Annotated in this window: 16 protein-coding genes; 10 read left to right on the forward strand and 6 right to left on the reverse strand. The window is 73.2% G+C overall.

Going from position 1 to position 12,554, the window contains the following annotated elements; genetic code table 11:
* Positions 1-71 precede the first annotated feature (71 nt).
* A complete protein-coding gene (locus CLV43_RS12860) occupies positions 72-515 on the forward strand; it encodes a hypothetical protein (protein ID WP_146174751.1) in 444 nt (147 codons plus the stop codon).
* A 13-nt stretch (positions 516-528) separates the two neighbouring features.
* Here the strand turns inward: CLV43_RS12860 and CLV43_RS12865 are convergent, their stop codons facing one another.
* A complete protein-coding gene (locus CLV43_RS12865; protein ID WP_106187323.1) occupies positions 529-747 on the reverse strand; it encodes an acyl-CoA carboxylase subunit epsilon in 219 nt (72 codons plus the stop codon).
* The gene (locus CLV43_RS12870; RefSeq protein ID WP_106187324.1) at positions 744-2,375 is read right to left on the reverse strand and encodes an acyl-CoA carboxylase subunit beta; all 1,632 of its coding nucleotides are present in this window, start codon (positions 2,373-2,375) and stop codon (positions 744-746) included. The genes CLV43_RS12865 and CLV43_RS12870 overlap by 4 nt, the downstream gene beginning before the upstream one ends.
* Positions 2,376-2,580: 205 nt before the next feature.
* On the opposite strand from CLV43_RS12870, the gene CLV43_RS12875 reads away from it, so the two are divergent.
* The 3 genes from CLV43_RS12875 to CLV43_RS12885 all read left to right on the forward strand — a co-directional run bounded on the left by CLV43_RS12875 (position 2,581) and on the right by CLV43_RS12885 (position 4,913).
* Complete coding sequence (locus tag CLV43_RS12875; protein WP_106187325.1) at positions 2,581-3,384, forward strand: biotin--[acetyl-CoA-carboxylase] ligase; 804 nt, start codon at positions 2,581-2,583, stop codon at positions 3,382-3,384.
* Positions 3,385-3,469: 85 nt separating this feature from the next.
* Positions 3,470-3,997, forward strand: a complete 528-nt coding sequence (locus CLV43_RS12880; RefSeq protein ID WP_106187574.1) for a PH domain-containing protein — start codon at positions 3,470-3,472, stop codon at positions 3,995-3,997.
* Positions 3,984-4,913 (forward strand): hydroxymethylglutaryl-CoA lyase, encoded by a 930-nt coding sequence (locus tag CLV43_RS12885; protein WP_106187326.1) that lies wholly within the window; start codon positions 3,984-3,986, stop codon positions 4,911-4,913. Before CLV43_RS12880 ends, CLV43_RS12885 begins: the two co-directional genes overlap by 14 nt.
* A 2-nt stretch (positions 4,914-4,915) precedes the next feature.
* On the opposite strand, the gene CLV43_RS12890 is transcribed toward CLV43_RS12885, so the two are convergent.
* Positions 4,916-5,359, reverse strand: a complete 444-nt coding sequence (locus CLV43_RS12890; protein ID WP_106187327.1) for a MaoC family dehydratase — start codon at positions 5,357-5,359, stop codon at positions 4,916-4,918.
* Between the two features lie 78 nt (positions 5,360-5,437).
* On the opposite strand from CLV43_RS12890, the gene CLV43_RS12895 reads away from it, so the two are divergent.
* From CLV43_RS12895 to CLV43_RS12910, 4 genes are read left to right on the forward strand one after another with little or no spacing between them, the layout of a single operon-like run.
* A complete protein-coding gene (locus CLV43_RS12895) occupies positions 5,438-5,893 on the forward strand; it encodes a YbaB/EbfC family nucleoid-associated protein (RefSeq protein ID WP_106187328.1) in 456 nt (151 codons plus the stop codon).
* The gene (locus tag CLV43_RS12900; RefSeq protein WP_106187329.1) at positions 5,890-6,204 is read left to right on the forward strand and encodes a hypothetical protein; all 315 of its coding nucleotides are present in this window, start codon (positions 5,890-5,892) and stop codon (positions 6,202-6,204) included. Before CLV43_RS12895 ends, CLV43_RS12900 begins: the two co-directional genes overlap by 4 nt.
* 11 nt (positions 6,205-6,215) lie before the next feature.
* Positions 6,216-8,351 (forward strand): TNT domain-containing protein, encoded by a 2,136-nt coding sequence (locus CLV43_RS50030; RefSeq protein WP_146174752.1) that lies wholly within the window; start codon positions 6,216-6,218, stop codon positions 8,349-8,351.
* A complete protein-coding gene (locus tag CLV43_RS12910) occupies positions 8,348-8,614 on the forward strand; it encodes a hypothetical protein (protein WP_106187331.1) in 267 nt (88 codons plus the stop codon). Before CLV43_RS50030 ends, CLV43_RS12910 begins: the two co-directional genes overlap by 4 nt.
* On the opposite strand, the gene hisN is transcribed toward CLV43_RS12910, so the two are convergent.
* Positions 8,592-9,374, reverse strand: coding sequence for a histidinol-phosphatase (gene hisN, locus CLV43_RS12915; RefSeq protein ID WP_106187332.1), 783 nt, complete (start codon positions 9,372-9,374; stop codon positions 8,592-8,594). The two genes, CLV43_RS12910 and hisN, sit on opposite strands and share 23 nt — an antisense overlap.
* A gap of 33 nt (positions 9,375-9,407) precedes the next feature.
* Between hisN and CLV43_RS12920 the strand changes: the two genes are divergently transcribed.
* Both CLV43_RS12920 and CLV43_RS12925 read left to right on the forward strand, forming a co-directional pair.
* A complete protein-coding gene (locus CLV43_RS12920; protein ID WP_106187333.1) occupies positions 9,408-10,082 on the forward strand; it encodes a response regulator transcription factor in 675 nt (224 codons plus the stop codon).
* Positions 10,082-11,356, forward strand: coding sequence for an ATP-binding protein (locus CLV43_RS12925; RefSeq protein ID WP_106187334.1), 1,275 nt, complete (start codon positions 10,082-10,084; stop codon positions 11,354-11,356). The genes CLV43_RS12920 and CLV43_RS12925 overlap by 1 nt, the downstream gene beginning before the upstream one ends.
* Before the next feature lie 42 nt (positions 11,357-11,398).
* Here CLV43_RS12925 and CLV43_RS12930 read toward each other — a convergent pair whose 3' ends face one another.
* Positions 11,399-11,953: a GtrA family protein gene (locus CLV43_RS12930; RefSeq protein ID WP_106187335.1), complete on the reverse strand. Its 555-nt coding sequence runs from the start codon at positions 11,951-11,953 to the stop codon at positions 11,399-11,401.
* Between the two features lie 35 nt (positions 11,954-11,988).
* Entirely contained in the window at positions 11,989-12,546 is a 558-nt protein-coding gene (locus tag CLV43_RS12935) for a GtrA family protein (RefSeq protein WP_106187575.1), read from the reverse strand.
* Positions 12,547-12,554: the final 8 nt, after the last annotated feature.

A 12,554-nucleotide genomic window follows, 5' to 3' on the forward strand; every position in this document is an offset into this window, starting at 1 on the left:
TCTGGAGTATATGCACGGTCGCGTAGAACTACCGATGCGGGCGCGGTGTGGGGTTCGGCACGCTGGGCGTGGTGAAGCGCTGGGAACTGGTCACCGCGCGCCCACGGCCCGGCGGCTCCCGCCTGGCCGTCGCGGCGGTCCTCACGGCCGTGGTCGCCGGCGTGCTGGTGGTCGGCCGCGTGCTCGCCGCCGACCCGATCGGCTACGGCGTGCCCGTCTGGCCGTTCGCCGACTCCGCCGACGTCGCCGAGGACCGCGTCATGCGGTCCGTCGTCACGGCCGCCCGCGCCGACGCGGCCTCACTGGGCAACCTCACCGGCGTCCCGACGGCCGTCGCGGCGGGCGACGTCGAGGTGCTCGACACCGAGGTCCAGCCCAGCGGGATGGCCGTGTGGATGCTGCTGCGGCTGCACGTGCCGTCGGTCGGCACGCGCTGCCGCGAGGTCGTCGTGCTGGGCGCCACCCCGGTCGAGGTGAACAGCCGCACGGTGGCGTGCGTGCGGCACCCCGCCTAGCGCGGCACCCGGCCTAGCGCGGCAGCCCCGAAGCCCGCCACGCCCCCGGTCCGGGGGTCAGCGGCACCCGCACCCGGCGGGCCGGGTCGCCCCAGGTGGACCGGGGCTCCGGCGTCTCCGCCGGTGCGGTGGCCGACGCGAGGCCCGCCACGACAGTGGTCAGCGCCGCCAGCTCGGCGTCGTCCGGCTCGCCGCGCACCACCCGCAGCAGCGGCCGCTCGTCGCCGCTCACAGCGGGATGTTCCCGTGCTTCTTGGGCGGCAGCGCCTCCCGCTTGTCCCGCAGCATGTGCAGCGCCCGAGCCACGTACGCCCTGGTGTAGGAGGGCGGGATGACCGAGTCCACGTACCCGCGCTCGGCGGCCACGTACGGGTTGCACAGCGCGTCCTCGTACTCGGCCTGCAACCGGGCGCGCAGCGCGTCGACGTCCTCGCCCTCGTTCACGGCGTTCGCCAACGTCTTGCGGTGCACGATGTTCGCCGCCCCGGAGGCGCCCATCACCGCGATCTGAGCCGTGGGCCAGGCCAGGTTCACGTCCGCGCCGAGGTGCTTCGAGCCCATCACGTCGTACGCGCCGCCGTAGGCCTTGCGGGTGATGACGGTGACCAGCGGGACCGTGGCCTCGGCGTAGGCGTAGATCAGCTTCGCGCCGCGCCGGATGATCCCGTTCCACTCCTGGTCGGTCCCCGGCAGGAACCCCGGCACGTCCACGAACGTCACGACCGGCACGTTGAACGCGTCGCAGGTCCGGACGAACCGCGCCGCCTTCTCGCTCGCGTCGATGTCCAGGCACCCCGCGTACTGGGTCGGCTGGTTCGCCACGATCCCCACCGCGTGCCCGTCCACCCGGCCGAACCCGACCAGGATGTTCGGCGCGAACAGCGGCTGCACCTCCAGGAACTCGCCGTCGTCCAGGACCCGCGTCAGCACCTTGTGCATGTCGTAGGGCTGGTTCGCCGAGTCCGGGATGAGCGCGTCCAGCTCCCGGTCGGACTCCGTGACCGAGTCCTCCAGCGGGCCGTGCAGCAGGTCCTCGGGCGCGTCGGACACCGGCGGCTCGGCCAGGTTGTTCGACGGCAGGTAGGACAGCAGCTCCTTGACGTAGGCGATGGCGTCGTCCTCGTCGCTGCCCAGGTAGTGCGCGTTGCCGGACTTCGTGTTGTGCGTGCGGCCGCCGCCCAGCTCCTCGAACCCGACGTCCTCGCCGGTGACGGTCTTGATCACGTCCGGGCCGGTGATGAACATGTGCGAGGTCTGGTCGACCATCACGACGAAGTCGGTCAGCGCGGGCGAGTACACGTGGCCGCCCGCGTTCGCGCCCATGATCAGGGAGATCTGCGGGATCACGCCCGACGCCTGCACGTTGCGGCGGAAGATCTCGCCGTACAGCCCCAGCGAGACGACGCCCTCCTGGATCCGCGCGCCCCCGCCCTCGTTGATGCCGACCAGCGGCCTGCCGGTCTTCAGCGCGAGGTCCATGACCTTGACGATCTTCTCGCCGTACACCTCGCCGAGCGACCCGCCGAAGATCGTGACGTCCTGGCTGAACACGCACACCGGACGGCCGTCGACGGTCCCGTACCCGGTGACCACGCCGTCGCCGTAGGGCCGGTTCTTCTCCAGTCCGAAGTTGGTCGAGCGGTGCCGGGCCAGCTCGTCCAGCTCGATGAACGAGCCGGGGTCGAGCAGTGCGTCGATGCGCTCGCGGGCGGTCTTCTTGCCCTTCGCGTGCTGCTTCTCGATCGCGCGCGCGGAGCCCGCGTGCACGGCCTCCTCGTTGCGCCGGTGCAGGTCGGCCAGCTTCCCGGCCGTGGTGTGGACGTCGGCCTCGTCGCCGACGGGTTCCGTCGCACTGCTCATCCCCGCAGCCTAACCACAGGTCCGGGGCTCATGTACTGATCAGTAGCTCAGGTCACTGGGTCGGGCGTCCGGGCCCGGATCCGGCCCTCGGGAACCGCCCGGCTTGACCTCCAGCCAGGTCGAGGTTGCAGGATTTCCGCGTCCTCCCCGCCGCGAGTCCCGCTCCGACCGGCGGCGGGGAGGACGTCTTCCTAGACTGGCGCGGGTGATCACGCCTTTGGACGTCGACGCGCTGCGGGCGCGTCTGGTAGGGCCCTACGCCTCGGTCGCCGTCGTCGCCAGCACCGAGTCGACCAACACCGACCTCGCCCGGTCGGCCGCGCGGGGCGCGGTCGACCGGACCGTGCTGATCGCGGACGAGCAGACCGCGGGGCAGGGGCGGCGCGGGCGGACGTGGATCTCGCCGCCGGGCAGCGGGCTGTACGTGAGCGTGCTGTTCCGGCCGGTCGGGGTGGCGCCCGCGCGGCTGCCGTGGCTGACGCTGATCGCGGGGGTCGCGCTGGTGCGGCTCGCCGACTCGGTCGGCGTGAAGGCCGCGCTGAAGTGGCCGAACGACCTGCTGCTCGGCCAGTCCGGTGCCAAGGGCGCCGGGGTGCTCGCCCAGAACGTGGGCGCGGCGGTCGTGGTCGGCATGGGCCTCAACGTGGCCCCGCTGCCCGAGGGCGTCGAGCCCGGCCCCGGCGGGCTGGTGCCGACGTCGCTGGCCGACCAGGGCGGTACGAAGCTCGACCGCACCGACCTCGCCGGACGGCTGCTGGTGCACCTCGGCGAGCTGGAGGCGGCCTGGCGCGAGTCGGGCGGCGACCCGCGGCCGTCCGGGCTGCTCGACGAGTACCGCGCGCACTGCTCGACGCTCGGCCAGCGGGTGAGGGTGGAGCTGACCGGTTCCTCCGAGCTGGTCGGCACCGGGCACGACATCGCGGTCGACGGCACGCTGGTGGTGCGCCGCGACGACGGCGTCGACCACCCGGTCTCGGCGGGTGACGTCGTTCACCTCCGCCCGGCATAACGAACCGGCCGTGGGTCCCGACCGCCCCCGCTCCCCGGCGGTACGGTGGCTCGTCCGTTCAGTGCTGCACACCCGGAGGATCGCCGTGGCGTACCCCGACGACCTGCTCAGCCCCAGCGAGCACGTCGTGATCCACAAGCACCCGCACTGGAAGATGCTCCTGCTCCCGGTGTTCCTCCTCCTCGTGGTCGTCGCGGCCTGCGCGTTCCTCGCGTCGCTGGTCTCCGGCCAGTCGTGGGGCGGCATCGCGCAGATCGCCATCGTCGTGATCGGCGTCGTGCTGGTCATGTGGCTCACGCTGACCCCGGTCATCCGGTGGCGCACCACGCACTTCATCGTGACCAGCGACCGGGTGATGGCCCGCGAGGGCGTGCTCAAGCGCACCGGGCTGGACATCCCGCTGTCCCGGATCAACAGCGTCCGGTTCGAGCACAGCCTGCTGGACCGGGTGCTGGGCTGCGGCACGCTGATCATCGAGTCGGCGTCGGACGAGCCGCTGGAGTTCGACGACATCCCCAACGTCGAACGCGTGCACTCGCTGCTCTACCGCGAGGTCAACGACAACCCGGACGACGACTACCGACCTGGAGCTGTGGCCGATGGGCGCGCGTGAGGTCGACCTCCCCGACGTGGTCCCCGGTTCGGGCCTGCCGGAGCGGGTGACCATCTGGGAGGTGGGCGCGCGCGACGGGCTGCAGAACGAGTCGGCGGTCGTCCCGGTCGGCGTGAAGCTCGAGTTCCTCGACCGGATGGCCGACGCCGGGTCGACCGTGCTGGAGGCGACCAGCTTCGTGCACCCCAAGTGGGTTCCGCAGCTGGCCGACGCCGAGGAGCTGCTGGCCGGGCTGGAGAAGCGGCCCGGCGTGACCTACCCGGTGCTGGTGCCGAACGAGCGCGGGCTCGACCGGGCGCTGGCCGCGGGCGTGCGGGAAATCGCGATCTTCGCCAGCGCCACCGAGACCTTCGCGAACCGCAACCTCAACCGGACCCTGGACGAGCAGTTCGCCATGTTCGACCCGGTCGTCGCACGGGCCCGCGCCGAGGGCCTGGCCGTGCGGGGCTACGTGTCGATGTGCTTCGGCGACCCGTGGGAGGGGCCGGTCGCGCGCGAGCAGGTCGTCGTCGTCGGCGAGCGGCTGCTGGACATGGGGTGCTCGCAGCTCTCGCTCGGCGACACCATCGGCGTCGCCACCCCCGGTCAGGTCAAGGCGCTGCTGGCGGCGTTCGACTCGGTCGAGCCGCTGGCGGTGCACTTCCACGACACCTACGGGCAGGCGCTCGCCAACACCTACGCGGCCCTGGAGTGCGGGGTGACGACGGTGGACGCGTCCGCGGGCGGCCTCGGCGGCTGCCCGTACGCGGAGTCGGCCACCGGCAACCTCGCGACCGAGGACCTGGTGTGGATGCTCGACGGGCTGGGCATCGCGCACGGCGTCGACCTCGACAAGCTCGCCGACACCAGCAAGTGGATGGCGGGCGTGCTGGGGCGGCCCAGTCCCTCGAACGTGGTCCGGGCGCTGCGCGGCTGAGGTCAGCCGCGGGTGGCGAAGATGCCGGTGAAGGTCAGCCGGTACACCACCTCGCCGTTGCGGGTGGCCCTGCCGGAGATCTCCACGAGCCCCAGCTCGGGGCGGGAGCGGGACACCCGCGCGCCGACCACCTCCAGCTCGCAGCGCAGCACGTCGCCCGCGAACACCGGGGCGAGCCAGGACAGCTCGCGGCCGCCGGGTGAGCCCTGCGACGTGGAGTCGGCCAGGACGTGGTCGACGTACTGGCGCATCCACAGCGAGGCGGTGAACCAGCCGGACGCGGCGAGGCCGCCGAGGACCGAGCGCTTGCCCGCCTCCTCGTCGAGGTGGAACGGCTGCGGGTCGAAGCGCTCGGCGAAGGCCAGCATCTCGTCGTGGTCGACGGTGACCTCGCCGAGGGGGATGATCCGTCCGGGTGCGAGGTCTTCGAAGGCGATCGTGCTCATGGGGGAGATACAACCACCCGCGCGGTGGGAACCTGTTCGTCGTGTGGCACGTCCAACGCGCGTGAACCGGAGGTGGCCGTGACGTCAGATCACCGGGCCCAGGTGGAGGAGCTGCTCGCCGACTACCGGCGCAGCCGCGATCAGCTGGCGTCCGTGCAGCGCGACCTCGCCTCGATCACGGCCTCGGTGACCAGCCCCGACGGCACGGTGACCGCGACGGTCGGCTCCGGCGGGGTGCTCATCGGGCTGGAGCTGGCGGACAACGCCTACCGGGCGCACCGGCCCGACCGGCTGGCCGAGCTGGTCCTGCGGACCACCGAGGCGGCCGCGGCGAAGGCGGCCGAGCGGACGTACCGGACGCTGGCGCCCGTGCTGCCCGCGGACACCGATCCGGCGGCGCTGGTGCGCGGCACCGCCGACCTCAAGCCGGAGGAGATCGCGCCCCCGCCGCCCGCGCCGAGGCGCCCGGCGCCGGAGGACGAGGACTTCGGGCTGCGCGACAGCTGGCTGGACGACATGAGGGGGACGCGATGACCGGCTTCGAGGTCGACCGGGCCAAGCTCGCCGAAGGGGCGGGCGAGTTCACCGGGTTCGCCGAGCAGGCGGGCAGGATCGCGGCCGACCTGTCGGGGGCGCTCGACTCGTTCGGCGTGTGCTGGGGCGCGGACGAGATCGGGCAGAGCTTCGCGAGCGGCCACGTGGCGGCGGCCCAGGAGTCGTTCGGCAAGCTCGACGGGATCTCCGCCAGGTTCGACGGTGTCGGCGAGCGCTTCGCCGCCACCGCGCAGACGTACGGCCAGGTCGACGGCGGCGCCGCGGGCACGTTGCGCGACGTCCACAGCTGAGGGGCGCGACGATGGGCATCCAACTTCCACCGGAACTCGCCGACGTGGCCGCGAAGGCGGGCGTCAAGTGGCCGGAGGCCGACGAGGACGCGATGCGCGCGTCGGCCACGGCGTGGCGCGAGGCCGGTACCCGGATCACCGGGCTCGCGGGCGAGTCCGACACGTCCGCGACCAGGACGCTGACCTCGATCACCGGCTCGACCGCCGACGCGGCCCGCGGCCACTGGGACAGGGTGGTCGCGCCGGACGGCGACCTGAACACCGCCGCGAAGGGCTGCCACGCGGCGGCCGACCGGCTGGAGCACGGCGCCGACCAGATCGGCGCCACGAAGGTCGCGCTGGTCCGCGAGCTGGTCGACCTGGCCAAGAACAACGACGCCGCCCAGCAGTGCGCGTCCGCGGGACACCCGACCGCGCTGCTCGGCCTGGACACCGCGCTCGCGGGCGCCACGGCGAACGTGAACCACCTGACGAACACCCTGGCCTCGTCCGTGCGGCTGGACAGCGGCGTGGACGTCGGCTCGACGACGCCGCCGGTCAACGCGAACCCCGGTTCGCACGGCGGCCTGCTGGACGTGGTCGGCGGCACCCTCGACCACACCGTCGGGGCCGTCGCGGCCCCGGTCGCCGCCGTGGTCGCCCCGGTGGCGGACGTCGTCCCCGCCGTGGTGGCGCCGGTCGCCGACGTCGTGCCCGCGGTGGTCGCCCCCGTGGCGGGTGTCGTGCCCGCCGTGGTGGCGCCCGTGGCGGACGTCGTGCCCGCCGTCGCCGCGCCGGTGACCGACCTGGCCTCGCACGTCGTGGCCCCGGTCGCCGACGCCGTGCCGAAGATCGCCGCACCGGTCGTCGACCTCGCGCCGCAGGTGCTCGCGCCGGTGGACGGCGCCGTGCAGGCCGTGCCCGCCGCCGCCCAGCCGGTGCTCGCCTCGCCGCCGCTCCAGGTCCCGACCGCGCTCGTCCCGCCGGTGGCCGGCGTCCTGGACGGGCCGCCGGTCGCCCCGGTGCTCGGCGCCCCGCCGGTCCAGGCGCCGCTCGACGCCATCCAGCCGATCGTGGGCACCTCCGACGGCACCGTGACGCAGGCTTCGGCGGCCCTGCTGGACCGCCCGCTGCTGCCCACCGAGCTCCAGGCCCCCGCGCAGGCGGCCGCCCAGCCGCAGGCACCGGCCGCTCCCGCGGTCCCCGTCCAGGGGCCGACCCAGGCACCGAGCTTCGGCACCGCAGCCCCGGCCGCACCCGCGGCGCCGTCGGCACCGGTCGCGACCGGTGGCGGCAGCGGTGGCGCGGTCGTCGGCACGCCGGTGCAGCGCGCGGACCAGGGCGCGGTGCAGCGCGGTGCGGACCAGACGGTGGCCCAGCAGCGGGGTGAGCAGAGGACCCCGCCGTCGCAGCAGCAGTCCCAGCAGTCGAGCCAGTCCCAGCAGTCCCAGCAGTCGACGAACCCGGCGGCCAAGGACCTGAAGAAGCCCGACCAGGGCGCGTCCCAGACCTCGTCCCCGGACGTGGCGGCGTTCGTCTACCTGCACGCCTTCCCGCGCGGCACGGCCCCCAAGGCCAGCCCCCGCCCGAGCGAGCAGACCGACCCGACGGCCGGGTCGAGCGGGAGCGTCGAGTCCGACGGCCTGCGGTTCCGCCCGCAGGACCACCCGCACGCGGACCTGGTCTCGACCCGCTCCGCCCAGCCGGTCCCGGCCCGGACCCCCGCGCTCGGACCGGACCACCCGCTCGTGCGGCAGCTCAGCGAGGGCTACGACCCGCAGGCCGGGCTGCACGAACGCGACTGGGACGGGAGGTACCTGCGCGCCACCGAGCCGTTCGGCCACGTCTGGCCCGACGCGGACACCTTCCCGGAAGGCGGCTACGAGGCCGGCAGGCCCGACGTGCTGCCCGCCGGGTCCGAGCTGGACCGCTTCGGCACCGACGAGGGCCGGGTGCTCACGACCCTGGGCACGCGGTTCGCCGCCCGTTCGCTGCCCCCGGAGCACCTAGCCGCCGGGTACCGCCGCTACGTCGTGCGCCAGCCGCTGCCGGTGTGGCGGACGGTCTCGGCGCCGTGGTTCGGCCAGCCCGGCGGCGGCACCCGCTACCGCACGACCTACCCGGTCGCCGACCTCGTCGCGCTGGGCTACCTGATGGAGCTGTCATGAACACCGAGTCGATCGCGGGCTGGCTGCGGACCGTCGGCGTGCCCGACGACGTCGTGTCCATCGGCGCCGAGACCGACAACGCCTGGTGCCTCACCCGCGACGGCGACGGGTGGGAGGTGTTCTGGCGCGAGCAGGGCAACCGGTACGACTGGGCCCGGTTCGCGGGCGAGGACGTGGCCTGCCACTACCTGTTCGGCAGGCTGGTCTGGGCGCAGGTCGTGCGGGGTGCCGTGGGGGTGCTCACCCCACCCGCAGCACCTTGAGCGCCTCCTCGTGCAGCAGGCCGTTGGTGGACAGCGCGCTGCCCCGGTCGTAGCGGCCGACGCCCTTGAGGTCGGTGAACCGGCCGCCCGCCTCGGTGACGAGCACCTGCGCGGCGGCGACGTCCCACGGGTTCACGATCGCCTCGGCGGCGATGTCCATCGCGCCCTCGGCGACCAGGCAGTGCGACCAGAAGTCGCCGAACGCCCGGTTCTCCCAGGTCGCGTCCATCAGGGCCAGGTAGGCGTCCTGCGAGTGGTGCTTCGCCCACGAGCCGAAGTGGGTCGTGGTCAGGTAGGCGTCCTCCAGCGCGGCCACGCGGGACACCGAGAGCCGCCGCTGCCCGAACGGGTCGGACGAGAACGCGCCCGTCCCCGACGCCGCCCACCAGCGGCGGCCGAGCGCCGGGGCGCTGATCATGCCCACGACCGGCGTGCCGTCCTCGACCAGCGCGATCAGCGTCGCCCACGCGGGAACGCCGCGCAGGAAGTTCTTCGTGCCGTCGATCGGGTCCAGCACCCAGGTGCGGCCCCCGTCGATCGTGCCGCCCCGCTCCTCGCCCGCGACGGCGTCGTCCGGCCGGTGCTCGGTGAGCAGTGCGCGCACCGCGTCCTCGACCGCGGTGTCGGCGTCGGTGACGGGCGTGCGGTCGGGTTTGCGGTCGACGACGAGGTCGAGCGCGCGGAAGCGGGACGTCGTGATCAGGTCCGCGGCGTCGGCCAGCAGGCGGGCAAGATCAAGATCACTGTCGTAGGTGGGCACACGCCGAATCGTGCCAGGCCTAGTCTGGGTTTCGTGAGCGTGGTCTTGTTGGCCGAGGATGACCCGGCAATCGCCGATCCACTGTCCCGAGCGCTGCAGCGCGAGGGGTACGCCGTGCACGTCGTGAGCGACGGGCCCACCGCGTTGGAGGTCGCCGTCGCCGGTGGCATCGACCTGCTGGTGCTCGACCTGGGGCTGCCGGGGATGGACGGCTTGGAGGTGTGCCGCAGGCTCCGCTCGGGTGGCCGCGGTGTCCCGGTGCTGATGCTGACCGCCCGCTCCGACGAGGTCGACTTCGTCGTCGGCCTGGACGCGGGCGCGGACGACTACGTGGCCAAGCCGTTCCGGCTGGCCGAGCTGATGGCGCGGATACGCGCGCTGCTGCGCCGCCGCGCCCCCGGCACGCTGGAGGTCAACGGGGTCCGGATGGACCTGGCCGCCCGCCGGGTCGTCGTCGACGGCCGCGAGGTGCAGCTCGCGAACAAGGAGTTCGAGCTGCTCCGGGTGCTGATGCAGCGGTCCGGTCAGGTCGTGAACCGCGACGAGATCCTCTCCGAGGTGTGGAACGACCCCGAGCTCAAGGGCAGCAAGACGCTGGACATGCACATGTCGTGGCTGCGCCGGAAGCTCGGCGACGGCACCCTGCGCTCGGCCGAGAAGCGCATCGCCACCGTCCGGGGCGTGGGCTTCCGGTTCAACGCCGACTAATGCGCACCAGGATCATGCGGGCGATCATGCTCGCGGTCGCGGTGACCGGGTTCGTGCTCGGCATCCCGCTCGGCTGGACCGCCCTCCAGCTCGTCGACGACGCCGCGCACTCGGACCTGGCCGCGAGCGCCCGGCGGATAGCGGCCGCGCTGGACGACCAGATCGCCGACGGCGCCCCGATCACGTTGGACACCGTGCAGGTGGCCATCCCGCAGGGCGCCCACTTGCGGGTCCGGTCCGCGTCGGGCGAGCAGGAGCTGGGGCCCGAGCTGGGCGAGGACGTGCTGTCCGAGGAGGTGCCGATCGCGCAGGGCGGCAACGTCCGGCTGGAGATGCCGTCCGGCCCGATGCGCACCCGGCAGGCGCAGGTCGCCGTGTCGGTCGTGCTGCTGCTGGTGCTGTCCGTGGCGACCGGCACCGTCGTCGCGACGGTCACCGCCCGCAAGCTCGCCCTCCCGCTCGGGCACGTCGCCGCACGGGCCGCGCGGCTCGGCGCGGGCGACTTCCGCTACGACGACCGCAGGCACGGGGTCGAGGAGCTGGACCTGGTGTCGCAGGCGCTGGACACCTCGGCGGGGGCGCTGGCCCAGCTCGTGCAGCGCGAACGCGAGCTGGTCGGCGACGTGTCCCACCAGCTGCGCAGCAGGCTCACCGCGTTGCAGCTGCGGCTGGAGGCGCTGGCCGACCACGAGGAGCCGGAGACCGCGGCCGAGGCGGGCGCGGCGCTGGAGCAGGCCGAACGGCTGGCCGAGGTGCTGGACGAACTGCTCGCCGCGGCCCGTGCGGCCAGGTCCGTGGACGCCGAGCCGCTGGACCTGCGCGCCGAGCTGACCGCGATCGCCGAGGAGTGGCGCGAGCCGTTGCGCGGGGAGGGGCGGGCGCTGCGCGTCCGGGTGCCGGACGGCATGCTCGCCAGGGCCACCCCCGGCAGGCTCCGCGAGGCCATCGGCGTGCTGCTCGACAACGCCCTGCGCCACGGCGAGGGCCCGGTGGTGCTGTCCGCGCGCAGCGACGAGACCGCGATCGTGGTCGAGGTCAGCGACGGCGGCGCGGGCGTGCCGGACGAGCTGGCCAGCCACATCTTCGAACGCGGCGTCTCCGGCGGCGGCTCGACGGGTGTCGGCCTCGCGCTGGCCCGCGCACTGGTCGACGCCGACGGCGGCAGGCTGGAGCTGTCCACCGCAAGGCCCGCGACGTTCTCGGTGTTCCTGCCGGTCCCGAAGGCCGAGGACGTGGTCGGCGTGCCGTGGCGCACGGACCACACGCCCCGCTGACCGTCCGTGGTCGTCGACGGGTTCGGAGGCCCGAACCCCGGATCAGGAGTGGCCGAGGCCTTCGACGTCCTCGTCGATCTCCTCCGGCGTGCCGTGGCCCTTGCGCGGACGGGCGTCGGCCTCCGGGAAGACCCACTTCTTGTAGCCGTACCAGCGGAACGCCATCGCGACGAGGGTGCCGATGACCTGGGCGCTGGCGAAGTCGGCGATCTCCTCGGTGAGCCTGCTGACGTGCGGCTCCTGGAGGTCGAACAGGTAGCGCGACACGTAGAGCGGCAGCGAGTTGAGCGCGATGCCGACGCCGTTGATCAGGAAGAACAGCAGCGCCTCGTGGTGGCGTTCGCGACCGCCCCTGGTGCGGAAGGACCACTCGCGGTTCAGCACGTAGGACACGATCGTCGCGACCAGCGTCGCGATGATCTTCGCGGTGACCGGCTTGTCCACCAGGATCGTCGACTTCAAGCCGAAGAAGATGGCCGTGTCGATCACGAAGCAGGTGCCGCCGACCACGGCGAACTTCAGCAGTTCGCGATGCTTGAGGGCCAGCGAGCGGAATGGTTCTGGGAACCGGAGGACCACGTTCTCGACTACGGACACCAAAGCAGTGTACGGAGATCGGCTTAACGCGCAGGTCAGGCGACCTCGCGGTCCTCGTCGTCGGTCACCACGCGCAACCGGCTGGTCGCCCGGACGACATCGGGGCGGGCGTCGGCCTCGGGGAAGACCCACTTGCGCATCGCCCAGTACTTGAACGCGGTGGCGACCAGCATGCCGATGATCGACCCGCTGACGAAGTCGGCGATCTCCTCCGTGACCAGCGAGACCGCGGGGTGCTGGAGCCCGAACAGGTGCCGCGAGACGTAGAGCGGCAGCAGGTTCAGCCCGACCGAGGCGCCGCTCACGAGGAAGAACAGCGCGGCCTCGTGGTGACGTTCACGACCCCCGCGGGTGTGGAACGACCACTCGCGGCTGAGCACGTACGACGCGATGACCGCGACCAGGATGCCGATGGCCTTGGCCGTGACGACCTTCTCCTGGAGCACGGTGAGCTTCAGGGCGTACCAGACGCCGTTGTCGACGAGGAACGTCGTCCCGCCCACCACCGCGAACCTGATGAGCTCGCGGTGCTTGTTCAGCAGGAAGCGGACGGGTTCCGGCAGACGGCCCAAGGCCCGGCGTACGGCTGGCAGCACCGGGG

The organism is Umezawaea tangerina (assembly GCF_003002815.1).
Taxonomy (GTDB): Bacteria; Actinomycetota; Actinomycetes; order Mycobacteriales; family Pseudonocardiaceae; genus Umezawaea; species Umezawaea tangerina.

Coding starts and splice junctions, on each gene's coding strand:
- CLV43_RS12885 (WP_106187326.1), top strand. CDS start 3,984: ATGGGCGCGCGTGAGGTCGACCTCCCCGACGTGGTCCCCGGTTCGGGC.
- CLV43_RS12890 (WP_106187327.1), bottom strand. CDS start 5,359: ATGAGCACGATCGCCTTCGAAGACCTCGCACCCGGACGGATCATCCCC.
- CLV43_RS50030 (WP_146174752.1), top strand. CDS start 6,216: ATGGGCATCCAACTTCCACCGGAACTCGCCGACGTGGCCGCGAAGGCG.
- CLV43_RS12925 (WP_106187334.1), top strand. CDS start 10,082: ATGCGCACCAGGATCATGCGGGCGATCATGCTCGCGGTCGCGGTGACC.
- CLV43_RS12870 (WP_106187324.1), bottom strand. CDS start 2,375: ATGAGCAGTGCGACGGAACCCGTCGGCGACGAGGCCGACGTCCACACC.
- CLV43_RS12900 (WP_106187329.1), top strand. CDS start 5,890: ATGACCGGCTTCGAGGTCGACCGGGCCAAGCTCGCCGAAGGGGCGGGC.
- CLV43_RS12910 (WP_106187331.1), top strand. CDS start 8,348: ATGAACACCGAGTCGATCGCGGGCTGGCTGCGGACCGTCGGCGTGCCC.